Origin of the sequence: Wolbachia pipientis, from assembly GCA_023052945.1 — a bacterium.
Taxonomy (GTDB): domain Bacteria; phylum Pseudomonadota; class Alphaproteobacteria; order Rickettsiales; family Anaplasmataceae; genus Wolbachia.
In genome coordinates this window covers 1,381,879-1,399,708 of the sequence record CP095495.1, presented here as the reverse complement: position 1 = coordinate 1,399,708, position 17,830 = coordinate 1,381,879, and the positions used below count along the sequence as shown (strand labels likewise).

Sequence of the window (17,830 nt, the reverse complement as noted above, 5' to 3'; positions counted from 1 at the left end):
TGACCTTACCCAGGAAAAGTGGAGAGAAAGTTGAGACGTTTTTATAGTAAAAAATGTTTTCATAAAGAGGTGCAATATGACAAATGGAAGAGAGTATACAGCAGAGTTCAAAGAAGAAGCTGTAAAACTTTTCAGAGAAAGGGGAGAAACAATTTCACAAATAGCAAGGGATCTAGGTATAAATCCCGGTATATTAGGTAAGTGGATAAAGAAGTATAACGAGAAAAAGTCAGCAGTAAATGCATTTCCGGGCAGGGGTAACGTAGCGCCTTATGATAAAGAGAGATTTGACTTAAAGAGAGAGTTAGCAAGAGTAACAAGGGAAAGAGACATTTAAAAAAAAGCCCTGGGATATTTTGCCAGTCAAAAAGAGTAAAATATCTTTTTATAAAAGAGCATAGCAATTGCTATAAAGTACAAGAATTATGTAGAATTTCTGGTGTATCTGCTAGTGGTTATTACAAATGGCTTGCTAAAAAAATAAGCAATAGGGAATTGGCAAAAAAAGATCTATTAGCAGATATTCAAAAAATACATCAAGTTTCTAAATGCAGATATGGTGCCCCTAAAATTCATGCTGAATTGAAAGCTTTAGGTAAAAATTACAACATCAAAACAGTGCAAAATGTTATGAAAGAAAATGGCATTAAGGCTATACTTAAAAGAAAATTTAAAACCAAGAAACGGCAAACTGACAATAGAGTCATAGTTCCCAATATATTAGATCAAAATTTTATTACCGATCAACCAAATAAAGTGTGGGTGACTGATATTACTTATATAAGAACCAAGAAAGGATGGCTATATTTGGCAGTAGTAATCGATCTATATTCACGTATGGTAGTTGGCTGGTCGATGAGTAGCTCAATAAATAAACAGTTGGTTATTGACTCTTTGTTAATGGCCATTTACAAGCGTAACCATCCCAAGAATCTACTATTACATAGCGATCAAGGTTCACAATATACTTCAAAAAATTACCAAAATCTACTAGCTATAAAGAACATAGTTCCTAGCATGAGTCACAAAGGCTATTGTTACGACAATTCCGTTGTAGAAAGTTTCTTTAGTTCTCTGAAAAGAGAGTTATTAATAAATACTGCTAAGTACTCCAAACAGTCTATTAAAACTGCTATATTTGAATATATAGAAATTTTTTATAACAAACAACGCAGACATTCTACTATTAACTATTGCATCCCTGAGCTTTTTGATTCATCATTCTCTTTGTAAAAACATTCCCAACTTTCTCTCCACTTTTCCTGGGTAAGGTCAAGCACTGGGATGACAAAAAAAGAAGACTACTTAGATGACGGGAGAATTGAATGACATCGTTTACTATACAATTCATACAGTTCTGGATAAAAAAATTAGCTAACAAATTTATAAACATCAGTATATAGCTCATCGATGCCTGGCTCTTTACTATTTTTAGCAAAATCTTCCGACTTTTTTACTAAATCACGTACTTCCTTATCAATTACTTTACATTCTTCTTCTGAAGCAATTTTATTATCTATCATGTATTTCTTTAAAGTGCCTATAGGGTCATGATTTTGCTTCATATCTTCAACTTCTTCTTTTGAGCGATAAGTAGCAGGATCTGACATCGAATGGCCGCGATATCGATATGTCTTCATTTCAAGCAGGATAGGCCCTTTTCCGCTGCGTATGTGTTCCGCTGCTTCGCTTGTAGCCGCATAAACAGAGAAAAAATCCATTCCATCAACTTGTTTTCCAGGAATACCAAAACTTTCTCCTCTTTTATATAACTCTGTTACTAAAGTTGATCTTTGCACGGAGGTTCCCATTGCGTATTCATTATTTTCTATGATGTAAACCACAGGCAACTCCCACAAAGATGCCATATTGAACGATTCGTATACTTGTCCTTGATTTGCAGCACCGTCGCCAAAATATGTAAATACCACATTATCTTTTTTCTTATATTTATTAGCAAATGCTATTCCTGTGCCAATTGGAACTTGTGCTCCCACTATTCCATGCCCGCCGAAGAATTTTTTTTCAACGTCGAATACGTGCATCGAACCACCTTTACCTTTCGAGCATCCTGTTTCTTTGCCGGTAAGCTCTGCCATTACAACATTTGGATCAGAATCACATGCGAGCATTAAGCCATGGTCTCTATAACTTGTGATAAAAGCGTCACCTAATTTTGATGCAGCTTGAGTTCCAACTGCAACTGCTTCTTGTCCTATTGATAGGTGACAGAACCCGCCTATTAATCCCATTCCATATAATTGGCCTGCTTTTTCCTCAAATCTGCGTATGAGTAGCATTTTCCTGTAGAATCCAATTATCTGTTCTTTAGTGAAATTTTCTGCTTTCATATCGATTTCTTTTTCATTAAACTAACACAATACCAGGAATTTTAAATTTTTGCTAATGAACTATTACCACTGGCTTGAGGCTTTTCACGTTATCTCTGTTATCATGTGGATGGCAGGTATGCTTTATTTACCCAGGCTTTATGTCTACCATGCAACTGTAAAACCGGGATCGGAAAATGATAGCTTGCTTCAAACAATGGAAAAGAGGCTACTTAGATATATCATAAACCCTGCAATGCTTTTCTCACTTGGTCTTGGAATTACACTAATGGTTATTAGGGAAGCATATCGTGAAGGATGGTTTCATGTAAAAGCATTTGCAATACTTTTGATGTTAATTATTCATATGCTACTTGCAAAATATAGGAAAAATTTTGCAATGGGTTCGAATAAGAAGTCACATATTTATTTTTGCGTTTTAAATGAAGCAGTTACAGTATTGATGATAGTTATAGTTATTATGGTTGTTGTAAAACCTTTTTGACTGACCTTACCCAAAAAAAGCAGAAAGCTCGTATCTGTTCAGATGCATGGCTAATGTACAATACTGAAATAAAAATTCCAGTGCTCCCTTTCTTGTCATCCCAGTGCTTGACACTGGGATCCAGCTTTCTTTACAAATTCACCAAAAGTGCTTCATTCTATAACGCAAAACCCATACTCACCAAACTCAATGCATTACTTGCAATTAAGTTTCCTGGATGCCAGTGTCAAGCTACTCGGATAACACCATTCTTTTTCCTGGATCCCAGTGCTTGACACTGGGATCCAGTTTTTCGTATAATTTTGTCAAAATCTATTGTGCTAGCAAGTTCACTAGCGTCACGCGCTGGTCTGTTAGACATTTACGTGTAGGGTGAAAAAGTTTTGAAAAAGACATACCAAATATGAAAGGCCTATATATTAAAACTTACGGCTGTCAGATGAACGTTTATGACTCCGTTTTAATGGAAAATGTAATTAAACCTTTGGGGTTCAACGTTGTTAGTGATGCAGGGAAAGCCGATTTAGTGATACTGAATACTTGTCACATTAGAGAGAAGGCAGCAGAAAAGCTTTATTCTGAGCTCGGGAAGATTCATTCGTTACGAAAAGAAATGACTATAGTGGTGGCTGGGTGTGTAGCGCAAGCAGAGGGAGAAGAAGTGTTCAGAAGGGCTCCATTTGTGGATATTGTTGTTGGTCCGCAGAGTATCGCTACTTTACCGGAGCTGATAGTCAAAGCAAGCAGAAGTAAAGGTCATGTAATAAACACTGATTTTCCTGAAGTTGCAAAGTTTGATAAATTGCCAGATAAATGCTATGGCAATAGCCAGGGGTCTTCTGCGTTTCTTGCCATACAAGAGGGTTGTGATAAATTTTGTACGTTTTGTGTAGTACCCTACACTCGTGGAGCTGAGTATTCACGACTAGTAAATGAAATATTCCGTGAAGCATTGAAATTAGTTGCAAATGGAGCAAAGGAAATCAATTTGCTTGGTCAGAACGTCAATGCTTACCATGGGGAATGCGAAGGGGAAGTGTGGGATTTAGGAAAATTAATTAGTCATATTGCTAAAATTGAAAAGCTAGAAAGAATCCGCTATACAACTTCCCACCCAAGAGATATGCACGAATCTCTCTACTTGGCACATGCGGAAGAGCCAAAACTCATGCCATTTATTCACCTGCCTGTGCAGTCAGGTTCGAATAAAATATTGCACGCGATGAACAGAAAGCACACTGCAGAGGAGTATTTGGAAATAATAGACAGATTTCGCAAATTGAAACCTGAAATCGAATTTTCTTCTGATTTTATTGTTGGTTTTCCTGGAGAAACCGAAAAAGATTTTGAAGAAACTATAAAATTAGTAGAAAAAGTTAGATATGCTCAGGCTTATAGCTTTAAATATAGCCCAAGACCAGGAACGCCAGGAGCGGAAAGAAAAGATCAAATACCAGAAGATGTTAAAACAGAACGTCTTCTTCGTTTACAGAAACTAATTAGTAAGCAACAACTTGAGTTTAACCAGAGTATGGTGGGCAAAACTGTTCCTGCTTTGTTCAGTGATAAAAAAGGCAAACACCAAAACCAAATTATTGGTAAAAGCCCATATATGCAATCAGTGTGCATTGATGATCCTGAAGGTAAATACAGGGACAAAATAGTGAATGTAAAGGTACTGGAAGCTCGGCAAAATAGTTTGTTGGGGTGTGGGCTACGGAAATATTTTTGAATTTGTAATTTTTCAGAAAGCCCTATATTCTTTAGTTTTACATAGTGAACATGAAGTCAAAGCATTATCCTGATACAGTAAGTAGTCCTGATTTTTTGTCGTTAGAAAAAGAAATCATAAAATTTTGGCAGGAAAATAAAGTTTTTGAGCGGTCAGTTGAGAAACGTTCTAAGGATAATTGTTTTGTCTTTTATGATGGCCCTCCATTTGCAAATGGCCTTCCGCATTATGGACATTTACTCACTGGTTTCATCAAAGACGCATTTGCAAGATATCAAACTATGCTTCAAAAAAGGGTTGAACGTAGATTTGGTTGGGATTGCCACGGATTGCCAGCTGAGATGGGTGCAGAGAAAGAACTTGGAATATCGGGCAGGACTGAGATAGAGAAATTTGGCATTAAAAAATTCAATGACCATTGCCGCACTTCTGTGATGAAATTTTCATCAGAATGGGAGAAGTATGTAAATCGGCAAGCAAGGTGGGTAGATTTTCATAATGACTATAAAACCATGGATAAGTCATTCATGGAATCGGTCATGTGGGCATTTAAGCAGCTTTATGATAAGGGCTTGGTGTATGAATCAGTACGCGTTGTTCCCTATAGCTGGGCGTGCGAAACTCCATTGTCTAATTTTGAAACAAGACTAGATAACGCGTATAGAGAAAAGACTAGCAAAGCTGTAACTGTTGCATTTGAGCTTTTAGAAAACCCACAGCAGTTTAAAAGTGTATGTAAATTACTTGCTTGGACTACAACTCCTTGGACTCTTCCTAGCAATCTAGCATTGGCGATAGGAAAGGACATCAAGTATTGTGCAGTGTCAGTCCATTCTTTGGTGTCATTCCAGCGCGTGACGCTGGAATCTATTTCTGGATCCCAGTGTCGAAGCACTGGGATGACAGAAGTTAATGAAAGAAGTTCAGTGAACAGTGAAATTTATATTTTCGCTGAAAGCTACCTAGAAAAATTTATCAGCTACTCTGAACAAAACAATATTCCATATGAAAACTGCAATATAAAACTTAAAGCGAATGATCTTGCAGGCCTTTCCTATAAGCCGCTGTTTGATTACTTTAAAGATACAAAGAATGCATTCCGTGTTTTTGTTGCTGATTATGTTACAGGAGAAGATGGTACTGGTGTTGTGCACACTGCTCCTGGATTTGGTGAGGAAGATTTTAATCTCTGTCAAAGCCACGATATCCCGGCTGTTTGTCCAATTGATAACAGTGGAAAATTTACTGCTGAAGTTTCGGATTTAGCGGGAGTTCACGTTTTTGATACTAATGATATAGTAATAAAGAAGCTGAAAGGACAAGGAAATTGGTTCAAAACTGAGCAGTATATTCACAATTATCCACACTGCTGGAGAACTGACACTCCTTTGATCTACCGTACTATGCCTTCTTGGTACGTTGCCGTTACAAAATTCAAAAACAGGATGGTAGAGCTAAATAAGAGAGTTAATTGGATACCAAACCACATTAGAGATGGTCAATTTGGAAAATGGCTTGAAGGGGCACACGACTGGTCAATTTCACGCAATCGATTCTGGGGTACTCCGATTCCTGTGTGGCAATCAGATGATACAAGATATCCAAGAGTAGATGTATATGGTTCGATAGAAGAACTAGAGCGAGATTTTAATGTTAAAGTAGATGATTTGCACAGACCATTTATCGATACTTTAACAAGACCAAATCCTGATGACCCGGCAGGAAGATCAATCATGCGTCGTGTACCTGATGTATTTGACTGTTGGTTTGAATCTGGCTCGATGCCATTTGCACAAGTTCACTATCCGTTTGAAAATAAGGAGTGGTTTGAGTCTGCAGATTTTATCACTGAATACATAGCGCAAACCAGGGGGTGGTTCTATACGCTCTTTGTATTGTCCACTGCTTTGTTTGATAGGGAACCATTTAAGAACTGCATATGCCACGGTGTTGTTTTGGATGTAAAAGGGCAAAAATTATCCAAACGTTTGAATAATTATGCAGATCCAATAGAGGTTTTTGATAGGTATGGTTCTGATGCACTGCGTTTTCTTATGCTTTCTGGATCTATTGTTTGTGGTGGTAATTTGCTGCTTGATAAAGAGGGAAACTCAATACGAGATGTTCTGAAAAACGTAATAAAACCTATTTGGAACAGTTATCACTTTTTTACCATGTATTCAAATGCAGATGGAATTAAAGCTGAGGTTTGTAAGGATTATCAAAGTACGATTGATCGTTACATGATCTCCAAATGTTTTGAAGCTGTAGAAAGTATCCAAACTTCTATGAACAGCTATAACTCCCAAGAGGCTTGCAAAATTTTGATGAACTTTTTGAAGTGCTAAATAATTGGTATATTCGTCGCAGTCGCGAGCGTTTTTGGAAAAGTGATTTAGATCAAGATAAAACTGATGCTTATAATGTTCTATATACGGTTTTTTATTACATACTAAGAGCTGCAGCTCCTTTGTTGCCACTTATAACAGAGAATATATGGCAAGGGCTTAAGTATGAAGAAACATCTGTTCATTTGGCTGATTTTCCACAATTAGAGAGATATGATAGTCAGCTCATTGCCAAGATGGATTTAGTGAGAGAGGTGTGCAACTCTGCACTTTCGATCAGAAATACTTTTAATATACGTATCAGGCAGCCACTTGGCAGTATGACCATTTATCATAAATCTTCCTGCAACTTTCTTGAAGGTGAACCGCTTTCTGTCATCCCAGAGTTCTCTCCTGTTATCCAAGTAGCTGACACTGGGATCTGGTGTGCTGAGAATTCAAATGAGTACCAAGAGATGATAAAAGATGAGGTGAATATAAAGAAACTAGAGTTGGTAAACAAACTTGAAGATATTGCGTCACTAGAATTAAAGCTAAACTTTCCTATGCTTGGGAAAAGAATTCCAGACAAAATTAAGAAACTAGTTCAATATGTCAAAGAGGGGAAATGGTGGCAAGTTGAAAAAACTCACTCCGACGTCATCCCAGTGCTTGACACTGGGATCCAGATGCAGATTCCAGCGTCACGCGCTGGAATGACAGAAGGTTCCGCAAAAGGTTCAATATTTTTAGGAGATGAAACAGAGAACTATATTATAGAAAAAGGCGAATATGAACTATTATTAAAAGCAAACAGTGAATTTTCCTCTGTATTTGATAACAACAAAGGGGTTGTTATCCTAAACACTACTTTAAATGATGAATTGATTCTAGAAGGGCTCGCGAGAGATATTGTGAGGCTCATTCAAGAAACTAGAAAACAAGCTGATTTTCATATATCAGATAGAATTAGAGTAACAATCAAAACAGAAGATGAAAAAATTAAGGAAGCAATAACTACATGGAATGAATATATAAAAGAGCAGACCCTTGCCTTATCTTTGGACATTAATAAAGAGATCGAAGCCGACTTCTATTCTAAAGAATATCAAGGGTTGATAGTTGGTATCAAGTTAAGTTGTTAATAAAGTTGCAAAGTTACTAATGTTTATGCTATACTTAGATTGCTTAGGGTAAGGTTATAATATGAATAAAGCTGTTGCAGATGATTATGAAAAAGTTGTTAACAATAGTGATGGTTTAGGTAAAGTAGAATCTATTGTTACTTTGGAGGAGGAAGAAGAGTTTTTTGATGCTATGGAAGCTGTTTCTAATGTAGAAGAAGGGAATGATTTAGGTCTTGCTACTTCAGAAGAGGAAGAAGAATTTTTTGATGCTGTGGAAGAACAAGAGCCGTTAGCTAATTTTAACGTTCCACTGAGTATATTTCATTATAAAGATTATAACTCTGACTTTTTTACTTCTTGGTATAATATATCAAGCGGAATATTTAAGGAAATAAACAGAGCTTGCCCAGAGAAGAAAGTATTAAATTTAGCTCTGTCAGTTTTAATGCTCCCTTATATTGCTTTTACTGCACTGGGATTAGTCATATACAGTAGATTTAAAGCAAACAGCAAGAAACAAGAAGGTGTAGGTGAAGATAAGGCAAAAAAGGGTGAAACAAGTGTACCGAAAAGATTGGCATACGGCGCTCTTGCTGCAATAGCAATTTTTGTTAATGTGACTGTGCTTGTAGCCTTAATCGTTCCTGCAACAGTTGCTTTGGCTACTTTTTATCTTTTAAATAGAGATTTATCTCACTCTTTAGTTACTGCTCTTAAAATAAGTATGGGGCGGTATTCTAATAAGCATCAAAATATTGAGGTGTCTTTTCATGAAAAGGAAGTTACTGGACCAAATATTGCGTGGGATATGGAAATAGAATTTCCACCGCAATTTAAACGATTGCTTAGAGATTTGTATGAAAATGAAAATAACAAGTGGTTTGATGTGACGCGGGATTCAGAGCATAGCATCGTACTGAAATTGTCAACTAACATCAATTTAAAAAATGGTCTTAAGCTCTTACGCAATGAAATCAAGGATGTGCTTGCAACTTCTATTCAAGAATTTGCGAAGACTATGGAAGAACTGATAAAGCTAGAAAAGAAAGAGATTACATATGATAAGTTGAAGGAATTATTGAACGAATTCAAGTCGAAAGTGGTAGATAGTATAGGTCCTAATTTGACAAGTCACTTAATACAAAGTGCTTATCAAGTTGCCTTTATACAAGCAATTAAGTTTCAGCAAGATAGACGGGGAGAAGATTTTTCGCTGGAAGATGAGATAAGAAATACTTTGGTAAGACAAGAATTGGAGAATCAAGGTAAGGAATTGCCAAGTGAAAAAGAAATGATAATAAAAGATCTAAAAGAACTGCTATTAGGTGATGATATAATGGAGTTGCTTGATAACGCAGATGATATAAGTGATGATGTGCTTCTTGTGCTTAAAGCAAGGTGGAAACAGTTCATAGAAGAAGATGACATAGCTGAAAGGAAAGTAATTGATATATGTAAAGATATATATCCTAAAGAAACAGAAGAAGCTCTAAATAATGCTAAAGAAAGAATTAAAGATTTAAAAAAAGAAGGAGAAGAAAGATATGTTAGGATACATGGAGAATTGAAAAATATATATGATGAAGGAAAAAACAACTTAATAAACAATGATTTAAAGAGGAAATTAGAAGATCTTTTTAAGTTCGAGTATGATAATCAAGAGGTTGAGCAAAGGCTAGTAAAATCAGTGATAAAGAGAGCTGAAAGTAAGTTAAGTCAATCAGATATACCAGATAAGGAGAAGCAAAGCTTAGGGAAGCAGCTTAAAGATTTAGAAAAGGAAGCTTTAGCTAAAATAAATGACTTTGTAGAAAATATGTATTTAGAAGTAACAAAGTGTAAAATGCTAAATTTATTTAGAGGTCAAGCAAAGTCTATGAAAGGTTTATGCGACCTATTAAAAGAGGATGCGCCAAGTCTAATAGAAAGGATTGGTGCGCATCGAGCAGAAATTGCAAAATGCTTGGAACAACCTACACTATTGAGAGAAATAATAGAAGGGAGTAAGGATTTAAATAAGTACTTAAAAGATGAGCAAAAGAGAAGAGGAGAAAAGCATCCAAATACAAAGTTAATACAGAAGCACTTAGAAAATAACAAAGAAATTCTAAAAGCATTAGAACAGTTAAAATTGGAAGAAAAAGAGTTGTTGATAAATGAAAAAACAATAAATGATTATAGAGAAGAACTAGAATCTCGTGAAAAGATAAAGTTTGCAGTAATAGAGGATGATTTACTGAAAGCGTTCGAGCATGAAACTTTTGATGAAGAAGCAGTTAAAAAGTTATTAAAAAAAGCAGAACTTGAGTACTATTTGGCAGAAAAATGCATCAAATATCCTGTAATTAAAACAAAAGATAATATCAAACATTTTAGTCAAAATTTATTGTCTCCTTTAATAGACAGACTGGTGAAAAATATAATAAATAATGTGCCAAAAAGCGATAAGAGTTCATGGTTGCAACCTGTGAAAGCTGTTCAGACAGGCTTGGGATATATTAAAACAGGTCTTGCCGTTGCAATATACGGGGATAAGAGCACAGAAGGAAAAGCGTTGAGTGTGGCACATGATACTCATAAGGAAGTAGAGACATTTCTTCAATGTTTTCAGTCAAATTATGAAGGTGTTGGAGCCTTTTTAGGTAATTTATTTTCTGATGATGGAGAAGCATTTAAAAATGATGTATGGCCTAAAGTAGAAGAGCATTTGCATGGAATGTGGAGTAGATTTTTTAAGGATATTGAATTCAAGATAGGGAATAAATTGGATGAAGTAAATGTAACACAGCAACGGCAGGAAACTGTGATTGCGGCTTAATGACTAGTTCTCAAGGTTCCTCCGGTATTTTCATATATTAAATTGACTATAGCACTTAATTCTTTTTGGATCTCTTTTTCAGTTAAAGTGTGGATTGGAGAGCAGAAAGTAACTGATAATGCGATAGATATCTTATTTGGTTCTATATTATTTCCATGGTATACGTCAAATACTAAAACTTCTGTGATGAGCTCTGAGCTTTTTTTTACCACATTGATTATGTTACCTACTTCCACATCCTTATTTACAATAAATGCAAAATCGCGTTTTACACTTTGGTATTTATAATCAATAAAATTTTTCCTACTTATAGGTAACTTTCCAATGTTTTCTAGCATCACTTCAAAGGCTACAATTTTTTGTTTGATATCAAACAAATCCAGTACACTTGGGTGCAATTCCCCAAAGTAACCAACTATTTTACTTCTAAAAGATAAGGTACCTGACTTTCCTGGGTGATAATATTCTTTTTCTGCTCTTTCTATCATTAAATTATCACAATTGACGTTAAAAAACTCCAAAGCTGCTATGCAATCAGCCTTTGCGTCAAAAACATCTACTTTCCTATCAGTATTATAATGGTTTCGCGGTAAATTATTTCCTGTTCTTATTCCACTTAAGACATGTTTAGACCGAGCTTCACCATCGTAAATCGGCCCAATTTCGAAGATTGCAAGATCAGATACTCCATGGGCAATATTATCAGCAGTGACTTGCAATAAATTTGGCATAATACTTGGTCTCATCATATTAAAGTTATTGTTAAACGGATTATCGATGATAAATAACTTATTCGAGTAACCAAATTTTTCAGCTGTCGATTCACTCATAAACGACCAGGTTAGCACTTCATGAAACCCTCTGTTTGTCATCAAAATACGCAAATTGTCGTATGTACTATCTACTTCTACAACATTATTTGGTAGTGGTTCTTCTTTTATTTTGTCATAGCCGTATATCCTTGTTACTTCTTCAATTAGGTCAGCAGGTATAGTCACGTCCGGTCTCCAGCTTGGTACTTGTACATTCCAATTGCCTTCGGTTTTTTTATCAATATTAAACCCTAGTTTCGTTAAGATATCGAGCACTTCATCAGGCGATACAGACACACTTCCAAACTTGTTCACATCCTGATAATCAAAGTTCACCTTGGTGTCAGCCTTATCTAAGCTGCCAGCAGACACTACGCTTGAGACTTCTCCACCACATAAATCCAAAATCATTTTAGCTGCAAGATTGAGTCCCTCAAGAGTCAATTCAGGATCAACTGAACGTGCAAATCTGTAACTAGATTCTGTGGAGATGTTCATCTGCCTTGCAGATTTAGCGATAGATATAGGGTCAAACCAAGCAGACTCTAAAAAGATATCAGTAGTTTCAAGAGTACATTCACTGCACTTTCCACCTATAATTCCAGCAACTCCATGGATATTTTTACTATCAGAAATAACGCTTGTGTCCGTGTTTAATAAGTATTCTTTACCGTTCAAACCAGCAAATTTTTCTCCGTCGTTTGCTTTGCGTACTGTGAGCTCTCCTTCTATTTTTTTTGCATCATATGCGTGCATTGGACGATTAAAAGATATCATAATATAGTTAGTAATGTCAACTATTGTAGAAATGGAGCGCATTCCTATCGATTCCAATTTATCTTTTAGCCACTTTGGGCTTTCTTGATTTTTTACATTGGTGATGTGTATTCCACTAATAAAACTTTCTCCGTCAGTCACTTCAACATCGATTGGTGAATTTATAGAGCTGGTAAGTTGTGGAATGCTTAAAGTCTTTAATGTCCCAATTCCAGTTGCAGCAAGGTCGCGAGCTATTCCATAAATGCCTAAGCAATCTCCACGATTTGGAGTAACATTTATATCAATTACAGGGTCACAATTGAAAAATTTATCCCCTGCTTTATAATCATCAGAAAGCTCGATTATTCCTTCACTTTCCTCTTGAACTAGCGCAAGTTCAGAAGCAGAGCAGAGCATCCCTTCACTTAGCACTCCTCGTATTTTTGTGGGCTTGATTGTAAAATCACTTTCTGGCAATGTGCTACCAAGAGATGCAAGCACAGTTTTCATACCTTCTCTAACATTGTTTGCTCCGCAAACTATTTGTAGAGTTTTACTTCTGTCATCTACTTTACATAATTTTAATTTATCGGCATTTGGATGAGGTGCAACTTCTAATACTTTTGCAACAATAAAACCAGCTAATTTGGTATTGTCGATCACATCTTCTACTTCTAACCCTATGTGAGTTAATTTATCGGTAATTTCTTCTAAACTAGCATTGGTTTCTAAGTGTTCTAATAACCAAGATAATGTGAATTTCATGAACCTTTAAAGAAATAAAAGAGTTATTGTAATATAAAATGTAGTGCTTTTAAAGCTTGTTGTAGTGGAATACTTCTACATCATTGTTTATGATGTAGAAGCTTTTGTAACTTTATATCTTCTTGTAAAGAGAATCGATCTTCTCTATATCACCTTCTAAGTTTACTTCCATGAAATACTGAAGATTAACCTTATGGTCATCATGGTGAAAATGACAAACATAGCCGCCAACGGTTAGTGGTCCTAACGTGTTATGATTTTCATCTAATACTTGACCTATCATTCCATAATCACCGGTATTCTCATCAAAATAACCGTCAGTGAATCTAATATATCCACTACCAAATTCCTGCTCTAAATTTAAAGGATGATTAGTGTTAATAAAATCTATTTCGTTCACAATAATACCTCACTAAAAATTAAATTATAATTAAAATAAGATGTTAAGTCAAGAATTTAAAATAAGATTGGTAGATATAGTATGATTGTAGTTAGCATCTTAATTACATGTTTTATTAATATATTAATGCTATAATAATACAGGGCTTTCTATCTTAGTGCGATCCGAATAGTCGTGGTTTTGTGATGGTTAAATTCCATCTTCCCTAGACATCGGGGATAATGTATGTCTCACATCTTGGAGAATGGCAACCTCTGGGATGCAAGCATGAGACAAAAGCAGGTAATACCTAACCTTTATGGTAAATCCCTGCAAACAGAGTTAGATATGGTTACGAGAGGAACTTATGTTTGAATTGTCGTCAATATCAATATGCGAAATAAGGTTGATACGCATGGACCAAAATGGTATGAAGCACAAGAAGAATCAAGGTTTTGATGCTTGATTATGGATGTTTTCAGCTTCCGGCAAATAGTAAGAACCTAAGTTTAACGTGAAACGAAACCATGGAACGGAGTAACCACATGGAAGCTCTTATTATTCTTTATTTAAAGGATAATCAAGAAGGTAGCCAACCGAATGCTTCTATGTGGAAGGATTGTTTAAGAAGCTAATGCCCGAAGTAATATTTGGGATATGCAGACGTAAACACTGTAGTTTGGAAGGTAAAGTTGTGAATAGTAATAAATATGTTATAGACCAACAAAATGTTAGGTATAAATGGCGTACAATTCCTTGGCGTAAGTTAGAGAAATTTGTATTCAAGTTACAAAAGCGAATTTACCAAGCTGCAAAGTGTGATGATATCAAGAAGGTACATAAACTTCAAAGATTATTACTTAACTCAATGAGTGCAAAATTGCTAGCTGTTAGAAAGGTAACTCAGGATAACAGAGGAAAGAAGACAGCAGGTATTGATGGAAAGGCTAATCTTAATCAAGAAGAAAGATTGCAATTAGCATATTCTTTGGATATAAGAGAGAAAGCTAAACCATCAAGACGTATTTGGATTCCAAAACCTGGGAAAACTGAGAAAAGGCCGTTAGGCATACCTACTATTTCAGAGAGAGCAAAAGAAACACTTATGAAAATGGCGATAGAACCAGAGTGGGAGGCAAAATTTGAGCCAAACACATATGGTTTTAGACCTGGTAGATCATGTCATGATGCAATAGAGGCTATATTCATAGCTCTTGGAGGTAAGACAGCATTTATATTAGATGCTGATATTTCCGGATGCTTTGACCAAATTGACCAAAACGCCTTGCTAAAGAAACTCAATACCACACCAACTTTTAGAAAGATAATAAGAGGATGGTTGAAGGCAGGTGTTATGGAAGATGGAAAGTTTAAACCCACAAAACGTGGCACTATACAAGGAGGAACGATATCACCGTTACTTGCATGTGTTGCATTATATGGATTAGAACAATATGTCAAACAAGCATTAACAAATGAACTTTTTCAATTTATGAAAAAGAAGCGTGGTCAGGGATCGTATGAAGAGGTAAAACAATCAATAAGCGTAATCTTTTACGCAGATGATTGTGCGCCGTAGAGACACGGGAAGTGTTGAAGCTTGCAGTAGATGAGGGAGGGCCCCTCGGAGCCGGTTTGCAAGAGCAGGCTTCAAACAGCCATAAGCTGCTTTAGTAAAGAGCTAAGGTAGTGAGCGTTATGGAAAAGGCACAATTATGTGTCATGTATGAAATAGAGAGACGAACGTAAGTGAACCACTGATGAGGTGTCGAAAGCGTAGGGACGACGTCAAAACCAGGGGGTAGTCGTTAACCTGGGATAAATCTACCAGGAGCTTGTTTACTGGGTAGGTGGCGTCCGGCATAAAAGTGGCGTGAATCTATTTTAGGCTACTGCATGGAACTACGGGAACCTGTCGTTTTGATGATAAGGGAGAAGTCCAAAGAGCCGATCTCTGAGGATGAGAGTACCGATGCGAAAAACAGGGGCGGATCAGCTCGTAGTAGTGAAGAAGTTTCTGTAATGGAAATGGAGCGAAGGAGCTGAGTTATTTAGTTTTAATTATTTATCAACCGAAAGGGAGGAGTTAATGAATAAAACAAAGTCTTTTGATATGCCGAAGCAACTTGTTTGGAGAGCTTATAAACAAGTATCGAAGAATAAAGGAGCGGCTGGTGTAGACGAGGTTACGATAACAAAGTTTGAAGAAAATCTAAAAGATAATCTATACAAACTATGGAATCGGATGTCATCCGGAAGTTATTTTCCAGAGCCAGTAAAAGCTGTTGCAATACCGAAAGGTACAGGAGGAGGACAAAGAACTTTATGTGTTCCTTCAGTATCAGATAGGATAGCGCAAACAGCAGCTACAATGTATCTTGAACCGTTAGTAGAGCCGATATTTCATAAGGATTCATATGGTTATAGACCAAATAAGTCTGCATTGGATGCGGTATATACAGCACGGAAGAGATGTTGGAAAAATGATTGGACAATAGATCTTGATATATCTGGATTTTTTGACAATCTGGACCACGATTTAGCACTGCAGGCTATCAAGAAACACACAGACTGCAAATGGGTCATATTGTATGTTGAAAGGTGGATGAAAGTCCCGATTCAGCAAGCAGATGGCAACAAGGTAGCTAGGGATAAAGGAGTTCCGCAAGGAGGTTCAATAAGTCCAATCATCTCAAACATATTTATGCACCATGCATTTGATATGTGGATGAAACAAAATTACCCAACGGTACCATTTGAAAGATGTGTGGATGATGCGATAGTACACTGCAGAACTAAAAGACAGGCAGAGTTTATGAAAGCAATGATTGAAGAAAGATTGGCCAAGTGTAAATTGAAGTTGCGTCCTGAAAAGACACAGATTGTGTACAATAAGGACGACGACAGAAAAGAAGAATATCCCATACAAAGCTTTGATTTTCTAGGCTATACTTTCAGACCTAGAATAGCAAAGAATAAGATGAGGAATTATTTTGTCTCATTTCTACCAGCAATTTGTAACAAAGCCAAAAAGAAGATCAAGAAAACCATAAAGTCATGGAGAATACATCGGGTCACGTGGACCACATTAGAGGAAATATCGAAGAGAATAGATCCAATAGTCAGAGGCTGGTTTCAGTACTATGGCAGGTTTTATAAATCAGAGATGTATCCATCTCTCAGAAATATAGAGAGATACCTCATAAGATGGGTCAGAACCAAGTATAAGAAACTTCGAGATCACGGAAGGCTAGCAAAGCAATTTCTAGGAAAAGTGAGAAAGAGGTCTCCAAATATTTTCTATCACTGGACACTTGGGTTAGGATCAAAAGACTAAATAATGGGAGCTGTATAAACCGAGAGGTTTCCGTACAGTTCTGCGAGAGACTGGTGGGGAAGCTCCGCCGGTCTACTCTCCTTGTCATCATACATGAGAGTGAAGAAATTATTCTTAAGGCGAAAGTTCTGGTTGAAGAATGGTTAAAAACCATAGGTCTAGAGCTAAAGCCATCAAAAACAAGATAACTCATACTCTAAAGGGAGAAAAGCCAGGTTTTGACTTTCTGGGGTTTACGGTAAGACAATATCCAGTAAATCGTGGTAAGAGAAGCCATAAAACAATAATTATGCCAAGTCGCGAATCCGTGAAACAGCATACATGGGTCATCAAACACAAACTGAAGAAATTGCGTGGTGAATCGCAGGGAGCAGTAATAAAACACATTAACCCAATTATTAAAGGATGGTGTCAATATTACACTTCAGTAGTATCATGTAAGATATTTAGTTTGTTAGATCACATTATGTTTGGAAAACTTTGGAAATGGGCAGTATATAAACACCATAACAAAGGAAACCGCTGGATCAAGGAAAAATACTTTAAAAAGTATGGTAACGATAATTGGCGATTTATGACAAGTAATGGAGTAAATCTTACCAGACATGGAGATTACGTTATTAAACGGCATACCAAGGTGAAAGGAACCAAGACACCATATGATGGTGATTGGGTATACTGGAGTAATCGTCTGAAGAGAGTACCAGATAAGCCAACAAGAGTAACAAATTTATTGAAGTTACAACAAGGTAAGTGTGATTATTGTCAACTTTGGTTTAAAAATGATGATATTTTGGAAGTACATCACAAAGACCAAAATAAGAAAAACAATATAACCAAAAACTTATCTTTGTTACATGGACATTGCCATGATAATTTACACAGAAAGTGTGCATGACAAGCACTAAATTGCAGGGGAGCCGTATGACGGTAACCTGT

Annotated in this window: 11 protein-coding genes and 1 pseudogene; 9 read left to right on the top strand and 3 right to left on the bottom strand. The window is 36.3% G+C overall.

Translation table 11 applies throughout. The annotated features are described in order from the left end of the window. Nucleotides 1-76 precede the first annotated feature (76 nt). The gene (locus MWH06_06915) at nt 77-337 is read left to right on the top strand and encodes a transposase (protein UPA54955.1); all 261 of its coding nucleotides are present in this window, start codon (nt 77-79) and stop codon (nt 335-337) included. 14 nt (nt 338-351) lie between these two features. After that, nucleotides 352-1,233, top strand: coding sequence for an IS3 family transposase (locus MWH06_06910; GenBank protein UPA55772.1), 882 nt, complete (start codon nt 352-354; stop codon nt 1,231-1,233). A 137-nt stretch (nt 1,234-1,370) separates the two neighbouring features. Here MWH06_06910 and pdhA read toward each other — a convergent pair whose 3' ends face one another. After that, the gene (pdhA, locus tag MWH06_06905) at nt 1,371-2,351 is read right to left on the bottom strand and encodes a pyruvate dehydrogenase (acetyl-transferring) E1 component subunit alpha (GenBank protein UPA54954.1); all 981 of its coding nucleotides are present in this window, start codon (nt 2,349-2,351) and stop codon (nt 1,371-1,373) included. A 55-nt stretch (nt 2,352-2,406) separates the two neighbouring features. Between pdhA and hemJ the strand changes: the two genes are divergently transcribed. The 4 genes and pseudogenes from hemJ to MWH06_06885 all read left to right on the top strand — a co-directional run bounded on the left by hemJ (nt 2,407) and on the right by MWH06_06885 (nt 10,839). Next, nucleotides 2,407-2,835 (top strand): protoporphyrinogen oxidase HemJ, encoded by a 429-nt coding sequence (gene hemJ / locus MWH06_06900; GenBank protein ID UPA54953.1) that lies wholly within the window; start codon nt 2,407-2,409, stop codon nt 2,833-2,835. A gap of 403 nt (nt 2,836-3,238) precedes the next feature. After that, nucleotides 3,239-4,567 (top strand): tRNA (N6-isopentenyl adenosine(37)-C2)-methylthiotransferase MiaB, encoded by a 1,329-nt coding sequence (miaB, locus tag MWH06_06895; protein UPA54952.1) that lies wholly within the window; start codon nt 3,239-3,241, stop codon nt 4,565-4,567. Between the two features lie 50 nt (nt 4,568-4,617). After that, nucleotides 4,618-8,039: pseudogene (ileS, locus tag MWH06_06890) on the top strand (isoleucine--tRNA ligase). 61 nt (nt 8,040-8,100) lie between these two features. Beyond that, nucleotides 8,101-10,839 carry a hypothetical protein gene (locus MWH06_06885; protein UPA54951.1) on the top strand — a complete coding sequence of 913 codons (2,739 nt, stop codon included), beginning with the start codon at nt 8,101-8,103 and terminating at the stop codon, nt 10,837-10,839. Here MWH06_06885 and pheT read toward each other — a convergent pair. Beyond that, nucleotides 10,836-13,175: a phenylalanine--tRNA ligase subunit beta gene (gene pheT / locus MWH06_06880; protein ID UPA54950.1), complete on the bottom strand. Its 2,340-nt coding sequence runs from the start codon at nt 13,173-13,175 to the stop codon at nt 10,836-10,838. The genes MWH06_06885 and pheT overlap by 4 nt on opposite strands. Nucleotides 13,176-13,287: 112 nt before the next feature. Continuing rightward, nucleotides 13,288-13,575, bottom strand: a complete 288-nt coding sequence (locus MWH06_06875; GenBank protein UPA54949.1) for a hypothetical protein — start codon at nt 13,573-13,575, stop codon at nt 13,288-13,290. 589 nt (nt 13,576-14,164) lie between these two features. Between MWH06_06875 and MWH06_06870 the strand changes: the two genes are divergently transcribed. From MWH06_06870 to MWH06_06860, 3 genes are all read left to right on the top strand, one after another. Further along, nucleotides 14,165-15,133: a reverse transcriptase N-terminal domain-containing protein gene (locus MWH06_06870; GenBank protein ID UPA54948.1), complete on the top strand. Its 969-nt coding sequence runs from the start codon at nt 14,165-14,167 to the stop codon at nt 15,131-15,133. 510 nt (nt 15,134-15,643) lie between these two features. Beyond that, entirely contained in the window at nt 15,644-16,891 is a 1,248-nt protein-coding gene (gene ltrA / locus MWH06_06865; GenBank protein UPA54947.1) for a group II intron reverse transcriptase/maturase, read from the top strand. A 139-nt stretch (nt 16,892-17,030) separates the two neighbouring features. Next, nucleotides 17,031-17,789 carry a hypothetical protein gene (locus MWH06_06860; GenBank protein UPA54946.1) on the top strand — a complete coding sequence of 253 codons (759 nt, stop codon included), beginning with the start codon at nt 17,031-17,033 and terminating at the stop codon, nt 17,787-17,789. The last annotated feature ends 41 nt before the right edge of the window (nt 17,790-17,830 follow it).